The sequence below is a fragment of the Duganella fentianensis genome (assembly GCF_009857835.1).
Lineage (GTDB): Bacteria > Pseudomonadota > Gammaproteobacteria > Burkholderiales > Burkholderiaceae_D > Rugamonas > Rugamonas fentianensis.
On sequence record NZ_WWCL01000005.1, the window covers coordinates 45,088 to 61,693 of the forward strand.

Below are 16,606 nucleotides of genomic sequence, written 5' to 3' on the forward strand. Positions count from 1 at the left end.
GGGCAGCTAGATGGCTTTGCGGTACAGGTCGTATAGAGCGGCCAGTATCAGCAGGGCGAGGAACAGGACGGTTTGCAGCAGCATGGCAGCCAGATCGTGCAGGCTGGCACCGCCGTAGACCAGCCAGTCGCTGCGGGCATAGCGGTCGAGATGGGGCAACAGCGTGCCCAGCAGGTCGAACAGCAGGCCGGCGGCGCTGCCCTGGCTGCCATCGGGACGGCTGCCATGGGCCAGCAGCTGCAGCGTGCCTATGCTGCGCGCCAGCAGGTAGAAGCCGCTGCAGGCCGCCAGTGCGGCCGGTATCTGCTGCAGGCCGACCATGCACAGCACGGCGAAAGCCAGCATGATCCAGCATTCGCACAGCAGAGCCAGCGCCCATGCACCTGCTTGCAGCGGGGGCGCATAGCAGCAGGCCAGCAGGCCGCACAGCAGCACCGGCAGCAGGGCCAGCACGGCATAGCCGAGTAGCTTGCCGGCCAGATAGGTGGCGCGCGGGTAGGCCTGTGCCAGCAGCCATTGCTGGCCTTTATCGGCCGCTTCACGCGCCATGCTGCTGATGACGAAAGTGGTGAGCAGGAACACGCTGGCCAGACGTAGCAGGCTGGACAGCAGGCTGATCTGCAGCTGGCGGCTTTCCGTCAGGGCCATGGCATCGAGCAGGCTGCTCAGACCGATGGCGGCCAGCGTCAGCCCCAGCAGCAGCCACAGCCAGCGGTTGCGCAGGGCTTCCAGTACGGTATAGCGGGCAATGGTGCAGCTGGCGTGCATGGCCATCATGGCAGGCGCTGGGCCGCCACCATACGGTTGTAGAGGATGTTCGGCGAAATCCACAGGATGATGTCGTCGAAGCTGCCGCCGCTGGCGCGCGGGTCCTCGCTAGGGTCGCGGCTGATCAGTGCCATGCCGCTTTGCAGATTGAGTTTTTCATCGTCATTGCCGGCACCCAGATCATTCAGGCGGGTGTTCTGGTCGCTAAACGCGCCATAGCCATTTTTGCCGAAGGAAATCAGCGCGGCCGGTATGTCGTTGCTTTCCGTGAGAGGCTGCAGGCGGCCGCTGGCGTCACGCGTGGCGATGGTGATATCGCGCGGGGTTTTCAGCGTGAACAGCACCACGCTGTCGCTGAAGGCCGGCGTGACGCTATAGCCGAGGATGCGGTTCCAGCCATCCAGCCGGCCTACCCCCAGCGTGGCCCAGGGCAGCAGGCCGTAGCGCTTGTTGCAGGCGCTGCCGGTGCGGTCTTCCAGTCCATTGGTCGCCGAAATGGCCGGACAGGGCAGATAGCCATTGCGCAGGGCGAAGCCGAACAGGGCTTCGCGCGCCTCTTCCATGGCCAGCCGGGTGTCGGCAGTTTTTTTCTGTTCCAGCTGTGAACTGAGGGGCGCGATCATGCCGCCTATGAGCAGGCCGACAATCAGCAGCACGATGGCGATTTCGACCAGCGTAAAGCCGCGCTGGCGCTGCAGGGATTTACGGTTCATTGACGTCCTTCACCCTGGCGGCCGACAGGTCGTAGCGCTGGCCCGGCTTGAGGACAATGCGCTGGCCGGACGGCAGCGTGACGGAGAGGTCGGCTTTGCCGGAGTTGCTGAAGCGGTTGAGCCCATCGTTCTGCGGCACGTTGTTGAGCCAGACAGTGCTGCGGCCCGAACTGCTGCGCATGCTGCCGCCCATCAGCAGGGTGACGGGTGCAGCGGCGGCGGGCGCGGCAGCAGGATTGCCTGCCATCGCCTGGTTAGGATCGGCTGGCATGGCTGGTACGCCGGGCGGCGGCATGACAACTCCGGCCGGTGCCGTGCTGGCGCCGCGCTGGGCTTCCATGGCGTCGCGCTCGGCCGGGGTGGCGAACAGCCGGCCCAGATGCTGTGCGCCGGCATCAGGTGCTACAGCCACGAGCATGGCCAGCAGCGCCGCCAGCAGCATCGACGGTCGCCGCCACAGTGGCGCGCTGAGGTGCGGGGCTGCCGCAGTGAGGTGCGGCATCATGGTGTCTCCTTGCTGGCAGGGCTGGCCGCAGCGCTGGCATTACCCGCTGGCGCTTTGGCCGGCGTGCCCAGTGTGACCCAGTTCAGCGTGCAGTCCGCACCCAGCGTGGGGCCGCCCTGCGCGCCGACCGCCCGTGCCAGCCGCTTGATATTACAGCTCTGCACAGCGAAAAAGGCGCGCTGGTGCAGGTCGGTGAGGAAGTTGAATAAATCCATTTCGTGCAGCAAGTCCATGTGCAGATGCATGCGGCTGCTTTGCAGCTGGTAATCGCCCAGATCGAGTGCGCCGGCCAGCTGTACGGTCTGCTGTGGTTCGACTTCGTAGCTCAACGGCAGCAGGCGGCGCTGTTCCTGCACCTGACGGATGGCGTCTACCCATTCGATACGTTTTTCCGCACCGATCAGGCCGCGCGTGCGCAACTCGACAAAGCGCGGCTGGAAGTTGCGGATATCGCGCTTTTCATTGTCGACGTGGGCATAGCGCGTGTAGGCCGCATCGCGCGTGCGCTGGGCCAGCTGCAGCCGGTCTTCTGCGCTGTTCAGGCGCCAGTGGCTGAGCTGTAAGGCGCCTGTGCTGAGCAGCAGACAGGCCAGCGCGGTCAGCACGGCGCTACGGATGCGGCCGAACTCGGCCAGCCAGTAAGGCAGGGGCAGGGGGCGCGGTGCGGCGCGGCGGCCGCTAGGGCTATGGGGCAGGCTGCTCATGGTTTCCACACCAGTATCAGGGAGAAGCGCGCGTGGGCATCTTCGCTGGCCGGCCCCGCTTTGGCGCTGAGCTTGACGGAGGAACGGGTGTCCAGCGGCGGCTTGTCGATGGCCACGGTGAGGCGCGGGTTGCTGGCCAGTTGCTGGGCAAAGCGGTTCATATGGTCGACGGCGGCACGGTAGTCATCCTGGTCACCCAGAATTTCCGCTTCCAGCAGCAGGCTCTGGGCCGGCTTGGTGGGAATGCCCAGCAAGGCCGACGAAATCGGTGCAGCCTGGCGGCCATCGCCCTGAGTGGGCGCGGGCGGCGTGGCGCCATCACCCTGCATGGCTTTCCAGTCCAGTTGCAGCAGACGGATCTGCGGCGTCTGTTCCAGTGCGGCGCTGACCATGGCCGCCATCTCCAGCGGTGCCGGCGCCTGGGTGCCCAGCATGCGCTCCACATTGACGGCAGCGCGCATATTGGCGGTGCTGGTCACGCTAGGCGGCATGGCCGCCATCACGCTGCGGTAGCGCTGGTCGTAGCTGGCCGCTTCGGCCATCAGCGTGCCGCTCTGCTGCTGGGCATCGCGCGCCTGCCACAGGTTGGCGCCCATCCACAGCAGGCTGGCCGTGCCCAGTGCGGCGCTACCCCAGTAGAGTACGCGGCGGATGCGCCACAGCTTGAAGTGGCGCCGTACGCTGCCCAGCGGATACTGGCGGATGCCGTGCTGGCGTGCCAGCAGCGTCAGCAGCATGGGGTCGGCCAGCTGGGCGGCCAGTTCATTCACCTGCAGCTCGTCGCTGCGCAGCCGCAGCCGGGTGGCCACATGGCGCAGCGCAAGGAAACGGAACGAAGTCTCCGGCCCGTCTTCGCACTGGCCTTCCAGCACCGGTGTGCTGGCCACGGGCGCGATCACCACCGCATGCAGCACATTGCCGCGCCCCATCAGGCGCACGCTGGTGAGGAACTGCTGGGTCTTGGCGGTTTCCGTGCCCAGATCGATGGGCTGGCCATCGCGGTTGATGGCGGCCGTCAGACGGGAAAACTTCAGCTGGCCGTTCTGGAAATAGCTCTGGCGCCAGCCGCCCGTTTGCTGGGTCAGCAGCAGCAGGTGCTCGTCGCGCAGGCCCAGCTTGTGCACCAGCGCGGTACTGAGCAGAGTGGTCGAGTACAGCCCGGCCAGCGGAATCTGCAACTGGTCCAGCGCATCCAGCCATGGCTGCACGCTGGCGGGATTGGTCAGCGCGGCCAGCAGCACCATATCGTCGCGCCGGCCATCGGCCATGCGGCCCTGGATTTCGTAGTGGCGGTAAGGCGTTTCGCGGTATTGCTGCTGCAGGCGGCGCTGCAGCAGCTTGCGTCCGCCCATGCCACCCACATGCGGTACGTTGATGCGCTGGAAGTCTTCCTCGACCAGATCGGTCAGCAGCAGGGCCGGCATCAGCGGCTGGCTGTCGAGGTAGTCCATGAAGCGTGCTATGCCGTCGGCATCGTGGCTGAACACGCTGCCGCCGCTCAGACGGCCGCCCTGCCACTGGTAGGCGGCCAGCTGTTCGCTGCTCAGGTAGAAAAGATGTTTGCTCATAGCACGTCAGCCTCAGGTGCGGATCTTGCTGATCGTGTCGTAAATCGGGCCCATCACGGACAGCATGATCCAGCCCACCAGTACGCCCAGTATCACCGTCATGGCCGGTTCTATCATGGACTGTACTTTTTCTATCATTTCCTTGACCTCGCGGTTGTAGAAATAGCTGACATTGCGCAGCGCGCCATCGAGCGCGCCGGTGGCTTCGCCCACCTTCAGCATGCGGATCACCAGCGGCGGGAAGATGCCGGTCTGCTGGAACGCGGCCGTGATGCCATGGCCTTCCGAAATCAGCTGGGCGGCGCGGCGCAGGCCGGCCGCGATCACGCGGTTGCCGACTATGCCTTCGGACAGGTGGATGCACTCGAGTATGGTAATCCCGGATGCATACATCATGGCGAAGAAGGTGGCGAAGCGGGCCAGTATGATCTTGTGCAGCACGGGGCCGATCAGCCAGATGCGCAGCTTGAAACCATCAGCGCGGAAGCGCGCCGCTTCGCTGTGCGCCAGCCAGGCCCGGCCACCGAAATAGCCGGCCAGCGGCAGGCCGATCAGCACATACCAGTAGTTGATGAACACATTGGAGAGCCAGATCAGCGCCCTGGTGTGCAGCGGCAGGGTGTTGCCCATATTCTTGACGAAGGCAGTCAGCTGCGGCACCAGATAGATCATCAGGAAGAAGGTCACGCCCACCACGAAAGTGCCGACGGCGGCCGGATACATCACGATCTTCTTGGTCTGGGAAGCCAGTTCGTCCTGCCACTTCAGGCTTTCCGACAGGTTTTTGAACACTTCCGCCAGCTTGCCGCTCTGTTCGCCCGCCGTGATCAGGCTGGTGAAGGTCAGGTCGAACACTTCCGGGTAGGCCGCCAGCGCTGCCGACAGTTGCTGGCCGCCTTCGATATTCTCTATCAGTCCGGTAATCATTTCGCGGAAGCGCGGGTGGTCTATGCTGTCGCGCAGATCGTTCAAGCCTTCCAGTATGGGCACGCCGGCACCGGTCAGCTGCTCCATGTGGAAGCAGAAGTTGATCAGGTCGTGGCGCTTGATCACGCGCTTGAGCGCCACCACCCGGGTGCGCGAAGCGCGGCAATCGATCAGGTCCAGCCCCATGCGGTGCAGGCGCAGTTCCAGATCAGGCTCGTTGGCAGCGTCCATATTGCCGGGCTGGATATGGCCGGACGCATCCATGGCGCGGTAGTAGAACTGGGTCATCGGCTCAGGCGCTCGGTCAGGTCGACCACGCGGCCCACTTCTTCCAGCGTGGTAATGCCGTCCAGTACACGGCGCAGGCCGTCGTCGATCAGGCTGTGGAAGCCTTCGGCATTGGCCGCATTGCGCAGCTCGCGGGTGGAGGCGCGGCGTGCGATCAGCTCGTCGATGGCCGGCGTCATTTTCAGCAGTTCCATGATGGCGATACGGCCCTTGTAGCCCTGATGGGCGCAATGGGGGCAGCCCACTGCGTGGTACAGGGTCTGCGGGCCGGCGCCTTCGGGCAGGTCGAGCAGGCGGCGTTCCACTTCGTCCGCTTCGTGCGGTGCGCGGCATTCGGTGCACAGCTTGCGCACCAGACGCTGGGCGACGATGCCGATGATGTTGCCGGCCATGATGTCGGGCACGATGCCGATATCGAGCAGGCGCGACACCGAGCCCACGGCGGAATTGGTGTGCAGGGTGGAATACACCTGATGGCCCGTCATGGCGGCAGCAAAGGCCATTTCCGCGGTTTCCTTGTCGCGGATTTCACCCACCAGAATGATGTCGGGGTCCTGCCGCATCATCGAGCGTATGCCTTCGGCAAAGCCCATCTTGGCCGATTCGTTGACGGAGGTCTGGCGTATCATATTCATCGGATACTCGACCGGGTCCTCCAGCGTCATGATGTTAACGCTCTCCGTATTGATATGGTTGAGGATGGAGTACAGCGTGGTGGTCTTGCCCGAGCCGGTCGGGCCTGTCACGAGGATCACACCGTCGGGACGGGCGATCATCAGCTTCAGCAGGTCCAGTTCCGTTTCACCGAGGCCCAGACCGTCCAGCGGGACTATGCCTTTCTGCCGGTCCAGTACGCGCAGCACGAAGTTTTCGCCGTGGGTGGTGGGCTGGGCCGAGGCGCGGAAGTCGATCTGGCGGCCGGAGAACTTGATCGAGATGCGGCCATCCTGCGGCGCCCGCGTCTCGGCGATGTTCATATTCGAAATCACTTTCAGGCGCACGGCCATGGCCGGCCAGTAGGACTTGTGCAGGCTGCGGATCTGGCGCAGGATGCCGTCGATGCGGTAGCGTATGCGCAGGAACGATTGCTCGGGCTCGAAGTGCAGGTCGGACGCGCCATTTTGCACCGCGTCGGCCAGAATCGCATCGATCAGGCGCACCATGGGCTGGCTGTACTCGTCCGAGGTAGTGCCCAGACTGGCGTAATTGACTTCGCCCGTTTCGATTTCATGCAGGATGCCGTCGATCGACAGTTCGAAACCGTAGTACTGGTCGATGGCGCGGCTGATATCCGATTCGTTCACCAGCAGGGGGCTGATGGTAATGCCCTTGACCAGCATGGCGCTGATCTGGTCCAGCGCGACGATGTTGCTGGTGTCGGACATGGCCAGGATCAGATTGTCGGTCGCGCGCTCGTAGACGATAGGGAACACGCGGTAGCGCTTGGCCACTTCCTTGGGGATCAGCTTGAGGGCAATCGCATCGACCACCAGACTGGTCAGGTCGGCACTCTGCTGGTTGAGGTTTTCCGACAGCGCCATGCGCACCGTGGCTTCGGTCACGAAGCCCAGCGTGATCAGCAGCTTGCCCAGCGGCTCATTGCTGCGTTTCTGTTCGATCAGCGCAATGCGCAGCTGGTCTTCGCTGATGACCCCTTTCTGGATCAGCAGTTTGCCAAGTGGAAGTTTTGCCTGTTCAGCCATGGTGTCGTTCTAGCGGGCGCTGGCGCCCAGTTCCTGCAGTCGTTTGCGCAGCGCGCTGCGGTCGAAGGCGGCCGCCGTATCCTGTGCCAGCGCCAGTGCGCGCTGGTAGTAAGTCTGCGCCAGCTTGCCCTGATTCAAACGGTCCAGCCCGATCGCCAGATTGTAGGCATAGTCGGGGTTGGTGGGGGCGGCGCTGTAGGCACGGAAGTAGGCTTGCTGGGCGTCCTGCCAGCGGCCCTGCTGGGCGTACAGATTGCCCAGCGCGAAATGCACGGGCGCCGCCTCGGGATTGCTGGCCAGGATGCCTTTCAGCCGCACTTCGTTCTGGGCCGGATCGCCCTGACGCAGGCCGACCATGCCGGCGATGGCGGCCCCGTCGCGCGGGTCGAGTTCGAGCAAGCGCAGATAGTAGCTGGCCGCCTGCGCAGGCTGCTGCTCACGGCTGGCGATGCTGGCCAGAGCCAGCAGCGCATCGTGATTATTGCCATCCTGCTGCAGCACGGCTTCGTACTGCTGGCGCGCACTGGCCAGTTCGCCCGTGTTGAGCGTCTGATACGCGCTGCCCAGTGCGGCTGCCAGCGGTTCCGATTTCTGCCCGCGCGCTACGCGGATGTCGCTGCTTTCCGGCGCGGCCAGCGGTGGCAGGCTGGCAGGCTGCGGCGCGCTGAGCTGTGCCTGCAGGGCCTGCTGGGTGGCGGCCAGTTGCTGTTCAGCCTGGGTCAGGCGGCGTTCCAGTTCATCGCGCTGGCCCGTGGTTTTGGGCGCGGACGGCAGCAGTGCACCATCTTCCGCTGGCGGTGCGGCTTCGCTGCTGCGCGCTGGTGCGCTGACCACCTGGGCTGGTGTGGCACCCGTTGCGCCGGGTGGCGGCATGGGGACGGGCGGCAGACGCGCGCCGGCACCGGGCGCCATCACAGCTTGCCAGTAGTAATAGCCGAAACCGGCAAGTATTAGCACCAGCAGGCCGATCAGGCCAAACAGGCGCAGGCGCTCGGGATCGATGCCACCGTGCTCAGGGTTGCTGGCGGCAACCGCGCGGGCGCGGGTGCGCGCCGTGCCGCGCGGCGCTTCGGTTTTTTCGCTGTGCATGCTGTCGGCAGGTGCACGCGCGGCCGCTCCGGCAGTCGCTTCGCGTGCGCCTGTGCCTGCCTGCTGGCTGGAGCGTGCTGCACTAGCGCTGCCTGCTGCTGCAGTTCTCGCTGCCGACGCAGAAGCTGTTGCTGCCGCATCCGCAGCGGCTTTGCTGGTGGTCGTGGCGGCGGGAGGCCGGGCTGCTGCCGCTGGCGCTCTATCCATGTTCAAGCCTGCATAGTCAGCTGCGGCGGCGTTCTCCATGCTAGTGTCCGCATCGGCAGCCGGCGTCGCCGTGGTTGCAGCGCTGCTACCAGCGGCGGGAAAGTCCAGACCTTGGGTGCTGGTGGGCGTCACTGGCGCGGTGGCGAAGGCGGCCGGCGCAGCGCCCGCTGCTGCGGCATTGTCGCTGACAGCCGTACCGGCGCTATCCGTCACGCTGGCCGGATGGGACGTCATAGGCTCCAGGCTGAGGCCGGCCATGGGTTCCAGACTCAGACTCGGTTCCTGTCGCGTGCTGGCAGCACTCATGCTGGCGGGCAGCGCGGGCTCCGGCGTGAGCGCCAGAATCTCGTCGAATTCCTGCGACGGTTTGTCCAGTTCTTCATGGCCGGCGGAATTCTGCTGGGCGCGCTCGGCTTTCTTGAGCGCCTGCATCAATAGACTCATGATCTAGTTCCCCTTGACGGTCACGGCGGGTGCTGCGGCCTCGCCGTAAGCTGCGGTGTCGGGCGTGCTACCGGGCAGCATGTAGCGGTAATCCTTGTAGTCGCCGTTGACGCTGGCATCTTTCACCACCACGGGGCGCATGAAGATGACCAGTTCCGTCTTGCTGGCGTTCTCGTTACGGTAGGAGAACAGATTGCCCAGCACGGGCACGCTGCTCAGGCCGGGGATGCCGTCCTTGGCGTTGTCGACGGAATCCTGCATCAGGCCGCCCATCACGGCGATCTGGCCGCTCGATACTTTCATCAGCGATTCCAGTTCGCGCGCCTGGATCACGGGCACCTTGCTGACCACCGTACCCAGTGCCGGATTCGGGTCCTGCACGTAGCCGACGATGCGGGTGATGGTCGGGCGCACATTCAGCGTCACTTCGTCGCTTTCGGAAATCTGCGGCGTGACGCTCATGACGAAGCCCACGGGCACGGTTTCCAGCTTGGATTCGTAGGTAGCGGGCGAAGTCGGCGTGCCGTTCACGCCCAGCACGGCCGGGGTGACCTTGATCGAGAAGAAGACATTGTTGTCCACTACTTTCAGCAAGGCGGTCTGGTTGTTCAGTACGCTGATTTTCGGGCTGGACAGCACTTTGACCTTGCCGAACGATTCCAGCAGCTGGATGGTGGAAGCGATATTGCCCAGTCGGCTAGTGGGGTTGGTGTAGTTGAGCACGAACACGCCGGGGCTGGTGCCGGGATTGATATTGCTGGGCAGGGCAGCCGTGCCCACCTGTCCCTGGGTCAGCTTGAGGCCGCTCTTGGACAGCGAGGACCAGTTGATGCCTTGCTGGTACTGGTCGCCCAGCCGCACTTCGATGATGGTCGCTTCGATCAGCACCTGGCGCTTGGCGGCGCCAAGTACGATGTCGAGGAATTCGCGGATTTTCTCGTGCTGGCGCGCCGTTGCGCGCACGGCGATCAGGCCGCCCTCGGCATTGACGATGACGGAGGTGCTGTTCTTGTTGCTGGCCTTGTTGCCGCCAAAGGCCGCCGCATCGAAGCTGCTGGCGGCCGGTGCCGTCGCGGGCTGGGCGCCGGGAGTGTTCGCACCAGCCTGATTCAGCGCGGCCAATGGGTCGGGATTGCTGTCGGCCAGATTGGAGTTGCGCAGCATGTCGCGGATATTCTTTTCCAGGCTGTACCAGAAATTATTGTCCGAACGGTTGTTGACGACGGTGGTCGAGTTATTACTGCCGTTGCCGTTGGCACCGTTGTTGTTATTGCTGATGGCCGAGCTGCTCTGGCCGCTGCCCGAGCTGCTGCTGGTGCTGGCCGCGCTGGTAGCGCCGACCGGATTGGAGGCGCCGCTGCCGCCGCCGGTGGTGGAAATCTGGGTGGCGATATTCACGCTGCTGCTGGTGCTGCGCGCGATGTTGACGTAATCGACCTTGTAGTTGCGCCATTCCGGCGTGTCCGGCAGCACGGTCAGGGTGTCGCCATGGATTTCGTAGCGCATATCGACCTGGCGCTGGATGCGGCTCAGCAGTTGCGGCAGCGTCTGGTCCAGTGCATTCAGCGTCACCACGCCTTCGATGCCGGGATGGATGTCCACATTCAGTCCGGCATCGCGCGCCAGCGCGAACAGCAGCGACTCCACCGGCACCTTGTGCACCGTCACGCTATACGTTTCGACCTTTGCGGTGGCACCGGGCGGCGGCAGTGCAGCGCTCTGCTGCACCGGCTCGGGTATGGCGCCGGCAGGACGGGGCGCTTCAGCGATGTGGGTGGGCGATGGCGCCAGGGTATGGCTTGCGCATGCGCTCAGCAACACGCTGCACACCATGGGGACGATGGGAGTGGCGAGTTTTTTCATTGTTTCTTTCCGGCCCGGAAGGAGTGCAGGATATTGTATATTTGCAATATAGACAGCATGATCTTACAAATTGCCCCGTGCTGCAAGGACAGCACTTGAAATTGCCCAAATAAGCAGCACGATGGCGCCTGCCCATGCAACAGCCGGCCACCACGGGCGCTGGCGGGCATGGCGCTGGAAACCCGCTTCGCGTATGGCCTGGCGCGCGTGACGTGCCTGCACCACGCTGGCGTCGGCCGCATAGGCTGCCAACAGGGCCTTGTCGGCCAGAATATTGATGCGGCGGATGATGCCTTCCGAATCACGCGCAATCAGCCGCCGTGCCTGCGGGCTGAACAGGGTCGTGCCGTCATGCCCGGCCGCCTGCAGGCGGCAGGCCAGGAATTCATCGAGCAGTTCGGCCGGCAGGGCCGGCACGATGAAACTGTGGGTGATGCGTTCGCGCAGCTGGCGCATGCTGTTCAGGGCCAGATGCTGGTCCAGTTCGGGCTGGCCGAACAGCACGATCTGCAGCAGCTTGCGGTGCGCCGTTTCCAGATTGGTCAGCAGGCGGATGGCTTCCAGCGTGGCCAGCGGCATGGCCTGGGCTTCTTCCACCAGCAGCACTACCTGGCGGCCACGGCTATGGCGCTGTATCAGGTCGGCATGCAGGGCGCGCTGGATTTCATCGACCCGCAAGCCGTGGCCGGCCAGCCCCAGTTCGGCGGCGATGGCATATTGCACCTGTTCCGCATCAAGATTCGGATTGACCAGATAGATCACATCGATATGGGCCGGCAGCTGGCTCTCGAGCATGCGGCACAGCATGGTCTTGCCGGCGCCCACTTCGCCCGTCACCTTGATGATGCCTTCGCCATGGCAGACGGCATACAGCAAGGCTTGCAGGATATCGCCGCGGGTATTGCCCGGATAGAAAAATGCCGGATTGGGCGTGATGCCGAACGGTGCTTCGCGCAGCCTGAAGTGGGAGACGTACATGGTGGCCGCTATTCTATACAGGCGAGGAAGGCCTGTTCCAGTGTGGCCGTGCCGTATTGGGCGCGGCACTGGGCCGGCGTGCCGATAAAGCGGATCTGGCCGGCGTGCAGGATGGCCAGCCGGTCGCACAGCATTTCCACATCGGCCAGATTGTGGGAGGTCAAGAACAGCGTGCTGCCGCGTGCACGCAGGGCGGCCAGCTGCTGGCGCAGCAGGGCATGGGCGCGCGGATCGAGGCCGCTCATGGGCTCGTCAAGCACATACAGGGCCTTGGGCGCCAGCAAACAGGCGGCCAGTCCCAGTTTCTGCGTCATGCCCTTGGAATACTGGCGCACCGTCTGCTCCAGCGCGGCGGGCGCCAGATCGAGCGCTGCCAGCATGGCGTGCACCTGTTCCGCATGGTAGTCCAGACCTTGCAGGCTGAGCACATAGCGCAGGAATTCGGCGCCTTTGAGGTAGTAGGGCGGGATGAAGCTTTCCGGCAGAAAGCCTAGCGCGCTACGGCTGGCGGGCTGGTCATGCGGCTGGCCAAAGATTTCGATGCGGCCACCATCGGGCCGGATGAAGTCCAGCAGGCATTTGATCAGGCTGGTTTTGCCTGCACCGTTCAGTCCCACCAGCGCCAGACATTCGCCCGCTTCCACCTGCAGATCCAGGCCTTGCAGGACGGGCGTTGCGCCATAGCGTATTTCAACTTGCTGGAAGCGCAGGGCTGGAAGCGTCATGAGTGGGTGGCTGGGTGCGTAGGACGGGAAAACGTCCGTCACTGTAGCGCATTCGTGCCAGGAATGCGATATCTTGTGACTCAGGCGCATTGAAAACCGCTCAAGGCCCGCTTTCTGCCTTAGAATTGCCGCAAGTTGATGTGCTGTGCAGAGAGTGAGGATCAGGAATGGCAAGACCAGAGAAAGTACGTCTGGGTGAAATACTGGTGCAGCAGAAGCTGCTCACGGAAGAGCAACTGACGGCAGCGCTGGCCGAACAGCAGCGCAGCGGGCGCAAGCTGGGTCGCGTATTCATCGAGAATGGTTATGTCACCGAAGAACAGATCGCCGGTGCACTGGCGCGTCAGCTCAGCATTCCCTACCTCAACCTGAAATTCTTCAACGTTAATCCCGAAGTGGTGCGGCTGCTGCCGGAAACCCAGGCGCGCCGTTTCCGTACGCTGGTGCTGGAAGACCGCCGTGGCTCGCTGCTGGTGGGGATGTCCGACCCGACCGATCTGTTTGCTTACGACGAAATCAGCCGCATCCTCAAGCAGCCGCTGGAACTGGCTGTGGTCAACGAAACGGAAGTGCTGGCCGCGATCGACCGCATCTACCGCCGCACGGAAGATATTTCCGATCTGGCGCGCGAGCTGGAGCAGGATCTGGGCGATGCTTCGGTCGACTTCGGTGCACTGGCGGCCGCCAATGCCAATCTGGAAGAAGCGCCCGTGGTCAAGCTGCTGCAATCGGTGTTCGACGATGCGGCCCAGGTGCGCGCTTCGGACATCCACATCGAACCGCAGGAAGCCCGTCTGCAGATCCGCTTCCGTATCGACGGCCTGCTGCACCTGCAGACGGAAGCCGATATCCGTATCGCGCCGGCACTGGCGCTGCGCCTGAAGCTGATGTCCGATCTGGATATTTCGGAGAAACGTCTGCCGCAGGACGGCCGTTTTGCCGTGCGCGTGAAGAACCAGCGTATCGACGTGCGTATTTCCACCATGCCCACCCAGTACGGCGAATCGGTGGTGATGCGTCTGCTCAGTCAGGGCAGTACCAGCTTGCGTCTCGATAGTATCGGCATGCCGCGCGCCATGGTGGAGAAGTTCCGTGCCATAGTCCAGCGCCCCAACGGGCTGGTGCTGGTGACCGGGCCTACCGGTAGCGGCAAGACCACCACGCTGTATAGCGCGCTGTCCGAGCTGAATTCGGTGGAGAAAAAGCTGATCACGGTAGAAGATCCGGTGGAATACCGGCTGCCGGGGATTAATCAGGTGCAGGTCAACGACAAGATCGAACTGAGTTTTGCCCGCGTGCTGCGCTCGGCGCTGCGGCAGGATCCCGATATCGTGCTGGTGGGCGAGATGCGCGATCAGGAAACCGCCCAGATCGGCCTGCGTGCCGCCATGACGGGTCACCTGGTGCTATCCACCCTGCACACCAACGATGCGGCCAGTACCCCGCTGCGGCTGATGGATATGGGGGTGCCGCGCTACATGGTGGGCAGTTCGCTGCAGGCTGTGCTGGCCCAGCGTCTGGTGCGGGTGATCTGCGAAAGCTGCACCACGCCGTACGAACTGACGGCGCCCGAGCGCGAATGGCTGCGCATGGAGCTTAACGATAAAGTCGATATGGCGCGCTATTTCCATGGCAAGGGCTGTTCGCATTGCAACGGCATGGGCTACCGTGGCCGTACCGGCGTGTATGAACTGCTGGAAATGACGCGCGAAGTGGTCGATGCAGCCAACAACCCCGATCCGGCCTATTTCCTCACCAAGGCGGCGGCCCAGATGGCCGGCGAAACCTTGCGCCGGCATGCCGTCTCGCTGGTAATCCAGGGTAGGACCACGGTGGCCGAAGCCATGCGCGTCAGCAACCAGAGCGAGGATTGAGGTGCCATATTTCTCCTACAAGGCGCGCAATGCGCGTGGCGAGCTGCTGCAGGGCGTGATGGAAGGCGCCGACAGCGGCGCCGTGGCCAACCAGCTCAGTAGCGCCGGCGCCATCCCTGTGCAGATTACGCTGACGCGCGGCGGTGCCAGCAATAAGGAGCAGGGGGGCAATGGGGTGAAGCGCCTGTTTTCCCGCCCCGTCAAGCCCATGGATGTGCAGCTGTTCAGCCGCCAGATCTACACGCTGCTCAAATCCGGCGTGCCCATCATGCGCGGGCTGGCAGGCTTGCAGGAATCGGCCATCAATCCCAGCTTCGGCGCCGTCATTAAGGACTTGCGCGAATCGCTCGATGCGGGCCGCGAGCTATCGGTGGCGATGCGGCGCCATCCCAAGGTATTCAGCGAATTCTATCTGTCCATGGTACGGGTGGGCGAAATGACGGGCCGGCTGGAAGAAGTGTTCCTGCGGCTATTCGATCATATGGAGTTCGAGCGCGAAATGCGCGCCCGCGTGAAGAGCGCCACGCGCTACCCTATCTTTGTGATCGTCGCCATGCTGCTGGCAGTGGTGGTGGTGAATATCTTCGTGATTCCCCAGTTCGTCAAAGTATTCGAGAGTTTCCATGCCGAGCTGCCACTGATGACGCGCCTGCTGATAGGCGGTTCGCGCTTCACGGTGGATTACTGGATGCAGTTGCTGTTCCTGAGCGTGACAGGGCTGATCGCGCTGCGTGGCTGGATACGCACCCGGGATGGCCGCTACAGATGGGATCGCTTTAAGCTGAAGTTTCCGATTGCCGGCAAGATTATCCAGAAAGCCACGCTGGCCCGCTTTGCGCGCAGTTACGCCTTGTCCAGTCGCAGCGGTGTGCCCATCGTACAAGCTTTGACGGTGGTGTCGCAGACGGTCGATAACACTTACCTGAGCAAGCGGGTGGAGCGCATGCGCGATAGCGTGGAAAGGGGCGACAGCATATTGCGCACGGCGATAGCGTCCAAAGTGTTCACCCCGGTGGTGATCCAGATGATAGCGGTGGGCGAAGAGTCCGGTTCGCTCGATGAACTGATGGAGGAAATCGCCCAGATGTACGAGCGCGAAGTCGACTATGAACTGAAGACGCTGGCGGCGCAGATCGAACCCATCCTGATTACCTTCCTCGGCGTACTGGTGCTGGTACTGGCACTGGGTATTTTCGTGCCGATCTGGGATCTGGGCAAAGTGGCGATACCGCACTGATGCGCCAGCGCGGCCACAGCCTGTTCGAGTTCGCCATCGCCGTCATCGTGTTCGCACTGGTGCTGGCGGTGGCCTTGCAGCGCATGGGTTTCTACCAGCAGGCTGGTGAGCAGGCTGTGGTACAAGCGATACAGATCAATTTACGCACGGCACTGAATGGCAAAGTGCTAGCTTTGCGGGCGCGCGGCGCAGAAGATCAGATCGCCGCGCTGGCCGGTGCCAATCCCGTCGAATGGCTGGAACATCCGCCCAGCCGCTATGCGGGCGAGCTGCAAGCCGCGCAGGCACGCGGTCTGGCGCCGGGTAGCTGGTATTTCGATGTGGTGCAGAAGCAGCTGGTTTATGTGAGAGACAATCAAGAAACTAGCTTAAATAGTGCTGCTAGGAATATATGTTTCAGAGTAGAATTGCAGCGCTTGCCCGAAAAAAATGCCAATGCCGAGCAAAGGCCAGTCAGACCGACTGGCGTGGAGCTGATAGAAGTAACCAATTGTCGGACCCAGCCTTAACGAAGGCTAGGACCTAAAAGTTGTTTTTAATAGTTAGGTATGGAGAATCACATGCATATTCCAGCAGCACGTCGCAGTTTCGCTGCGCAGCAGGGCGGTTTCACGCTGATCGAACTGATCGTGGTCATCGTCATTCTCGGCATACTGGCGGCAACGGCAGTGCCGAAGTTTGCCAGTCTGGGCACGGATGCCCGTATCGCTAAAATGCAGGGTGCCCGTGCTGCTATCTTGAGCGCCGCCAATATGTATCATGGCCGTTACCTCGCGGCCGGTTCGGTGGCAGGCACCTATGATGGCGTGGTCGTCAATGCCACGGGTTATCCTGACCTCAGTGCTAACGGTATGCTGGCGGCCGTGCAGCTGGGTGACTATGTCACCACCAACTTCACCACTTCGGGCGAGGTGACTCCGGACAGCGGCCATGCCAGCTGCAAGCTGACCTACGCTCCTACCACGGGCGCTGTTACGATGGCGGTAGCCGCGACGGACTGCTGATCGGCCTGC

The 16,606-nt window shown here is 63.2% G+C and carries 15 protein-coding genes; 4 read left to right on the forward strand and 11 right to left on the reverse strand.

The genetic code is table 11. The features are described 5' to 3' along the window. Nucleotides 1-6 precede the first annotated feature (6 nt). The 11 genes from GTP23_RS20715 to GTP23_RS20765 form a co-directional block, all read right to left on the reverse strand. Nucleotides 7-777, reverse strand: a complete 771-nt coding sequence (locus GTP23_RS20715) for an ABC transporter permease (protein WP_229256212.1) — start codon at nucleotides 775-777, stop codon at nucleotides 7-9. Continuing rightward, nucleotides 774-1,481, reverse strand: a complete 708-nt coding sequence (locus GTP23_RS20720; RefSeq protein ID WP_161036885.1) for a prepilin-type N-terminal cleavage/methylation domain-containing protein — start codon at nucleotides 1,479-1,481, stop codon at nucleotides 774-776. The genes GTP23_RS20715 and GTP23_RS20720 overlap by 4 nt, the downstream gene beginning before the upstream one ends. Beyond that, nucleotides 1,471-1,986: a hypothetical protein gene (locus GTP23_RS20725; protein WP_161036886.1), complete on the reverse strand. Its 516-nt coding sequence runs from the start codon at nucleotides 1,984-1,986 to the stop codon at nucleotides 1,471-1,473. The genes GTP23_RS20720 and GTP23_RS20725 overlap by 11 nt, the downstream gene beginning before the upstream one ends. Continuing rightward, on the reverse strand, nucleotides 1,983-2,690 hold the full coding sequence (locus GTP23_RS20730; RefSeq protein ID WP_161036887.1) for a hypothetical protein: 708 nt from the start codon (nucleotides 2,688-2,690) through the stop codon (nucleotides 1,983-1,985). The genes GTP23_RS20725 and GTP23_RS20730 overlap by 4 nt, the downstream gene beginning before the upstream one ends. Beyond that, nucleotides 2,687-4,258, reverse strand: coding sequence for a hypothetical protein (locus tag GTP23_RS20735; RefSeq protein WP_161036888.1), 1,572 nt, complete (start codon nucleotides 4,256-4,258; stop codon nucleotides 2,687-2,689). The genes GTP23_RS20730 and GTP23_RS20735 overlap by 4 nt, the downstream gene beginning before the upstream one ends. 12 nt (nucleotides 4,259-4,270) lie before the next feature. Beyond that, nucleotides 4,271-5,473: a type II secretion system F family protein gene (locus GTP23_RS20740; protein WP_161036889.1), complete on the reverse strand. Its 1,203-nt coding sequence runs from the start codon at nucleotides 5,471-5,473 to the stop codon at nucleotides 4,271-4,273. Beyond that, nucleotides 5,470-7,176 (reverse strand): GspE/PulE family protein, encoded by a 1,707-nt coding sequence (locus tag GTP23_RS20745; RefSeq protein ID WP_161036890.1) that lies wholly within the window; start codon nucleotides 7,174-7,176, stop codon nucleotides 5,470-5,472. The genes GTP23_RS20740 and GTP23_RS20745 overlap by 4 nt, the downstream gene beginning before the upstream one ends. A 9-nt stretch (nucleotides 7,177-7,185) precedes the next feature. Beyond that, entirely contained in the window at nucleotides 7,186-8,916 is a 1,731-nt protein-coding gene (locus tag GTP23_RS20750; protein WP_161036891.1) for a tetratricopeptide repeat protein, read from the reverse strand. A 3-nt stretch (nucleotides 8,917-8,919) separates the two neighbouring features. Then, on the reverse strand, nucleotides 8,920-10,779 hold the full coding sequence (mshL, locus tag GTP23_RS20755; RefSeq protein WP_161036892.1) for a pilus (MSHA type) biogenesis protein MshL: 1,860 nt from the start codon (nucleotides 10,777-10,779) through the stop codon (nucleotides 8,920-8,922). Between the two features lie 63 nt (nucleotides 10,780-10,842). After that, a complete protein-coding gene (locus GTP23_RS20760; protein WP_161036893.1) occupies nucleotides 10,843-11,757 on the reverse strand; it encodes an ExeA family protein in 915 nt (304 codons plus the stop codon). Nucleotides 11,758-11,765: 8 nt separating this feature from the next. After that, nucleotides 11,766-12,482 carry an ABC transporter ATP-binding protein gene (locus GTP23_RS20765; protein ID WP_161036894.1) on the reverse strand — a complete coding sequence of 239 codons (717 nt, stop codon included), beginning with the start codon at nucleotides 12,480-12,482 and terminating at the stop codon, nucleotides 11,766-11,768. A 167-nt stretch (nucleotides 12,483-12,649) separates the two neighbouring features. Between GTP23_RS20765 and GTP23_RS20770 the strand changes: the two genes are divergently transcribed. From GTP23_RS20770 to GTP23_RS22975, 4 genes are read left to right on the forward strand one after another with little or no spacing between them, the layout of a single operon-like run. After that, entirely contained in the window at nucleotides 12,650-14,356 is a 1,707-nt protein-coding gene (locus GTP23_RS20770; RefSeq protein WP_161036895.1) for a GspE/PulE family protein, read from the forward strand. A 1-nt stretch (nucleotide 14,357) separates the two neighbouring features. Continuing rightward, entirely contained in the window at nucleotides 14,358-15,593 is a 1,236-nt protein-coding gene (locus tag GTP23_RS20775) for a type II secretion system F family protein (RefSeq protein ID WP_161036896.1), read from the forward strand. Next, nucleotides 15,593-16,102 carry a type II secretion system protein gene (locus GTP23_RS20780; protein ID WP_202412290.1) on the forward strand — a complete coding sequence of 170 codons (510 nt, stop codon included), beginning with the start codon at nucleotides 15,593-15,595 and terminating at the stop codon, nucleotides 16,100-16,102. The genes GTP23_RS20775 and GTP23_RS20780 overlap by 1 nt, the downstream gene beginning before the upstream one ends. A gap of 51 nt (nucleotides 16,103-16,153) precedes the next feature. Then, nucleotides 16,154-16,597: a prepilin-type N-terminal cleavage/methylation domain-containing protein gene (locus GTP23_RS22975; protein WP_161036897.1), complete on the forward strand. Its 444-nt coding sequence runs from the start codon at nucleotides 16,154-16,156 to the stop codon at nucleotides 16,595-16,597. Nucleotides 16,598-16,606: the final 9 nt, after the last annotated feature.

What these genes read in the sequence shown, in the direction of transcription:
- GTP23_RS20730 (WP_161036887.1), bottom strand. Translation starts at nt 2,690, where the DNA reads ATGAGCAGCCTGCCCCATAGCCCTAGCGGCCGCCGCGCCGCACCGCGC.
- GTP23_RS20740 (WP_161036889.1), bottom strand. Translation starts at nt 5,473, where the DNA reads ATGACCCAGTTCTACTACCGCGCCATGGATGCGTCCGGCCATATCCAG.
- mshL (WP_161036892.1), bottom strand. Translation starts at nt 10,779, where the DNA reads ATGAAAAAACTCGCCACTCCCATCGTCCCCATGGTGTGCAGCGTGTTG.
- GTP23_RS20750 (WP_161036891.1), bottom strand. Translation starts at nt 8,916, where the DNA reads ATGAGTCTATTGATGCAGGCGCTCAAGAAAGCCGAGCGCGCCCAGCAG.
- GTP23_RS22975 (WP_161036897.1), top strand. Translation starts at nt 16,154, where the DNA reads ATGCATATTCCAGCAGCACGTCGCAGTTTCGCTGCGCAGCAGGGCGGT.
- GTP23_RS20760 (WP_161036893.1), bottom strand. Translation starts at nt 11,757, where the DNA reads ATGTACGTCTCCCACTTCAGGCTGCGCGAAGCACCGTTCGGCATCACG.
- GTP23_RS20745 (WP_161036890.1), bottom strand. Translation starts at nt 7,176, where the DNA reads ATGGCTGAACAGGCAAAACTTCCACTTGGCAAACTGCTGATCCAGAAA.
- GTP23_RS20770 (WP_161036895.1), top strand. Translation starts at nt 12,650, where the DNA reads ATGGCAAGACCAGAGAAAGTACGTCTGGGTGAAATACTGGTGCAGCAG.
- GTP23_RS20725 (WP_161036886.1), bottom strand. Translation starts at nt 1,986, where the DNA reads ATGATGCCGCACCTCACTGCGGCAGCCCCGCACCTCAGCGCGCCACTG.
- GTP23_RS20720 (WP_161036885.1), bottom strand. Translation starts at nt 1,481, where the DNA reads ATGAACCGTAAATCCCTGCAGCGCCAGCGCGGCTTTACGCTGGTCGAA.
- GTP23_RS20735 (WP_161036888.1), bottom strand. Translation starts at nt 4,258, where the DNA reads ATGAGCAAACATCTTTTCTACCTGAGCAGCGAACAGCTGGCCGCCTAC.
- GTP23_RS20765 (WP_161036894.1), bottom strand. Translation starts at nt 12,482, where the DNA reads ATGACGCTTCCAGCCCTGCGCTTCCAGCAAGTTGAAATACGCTATGGC.
- GTP23_RS20780 (WP_202412290.1), top strand. Translation starts at nt 15,593, where the DNA reads ATGCGCCAGCGCGGCCACAGCCTGTTCGAGTTCGCCATCGCCGTCATC.
- GTP23_RS20715 (WP_229256212.1), bottom strand. Translation starts at nt 777, where the DNA reads ATGATGGCCATGCACGCCAGCTGCACCATTGCCCGCTATACCGTACTG.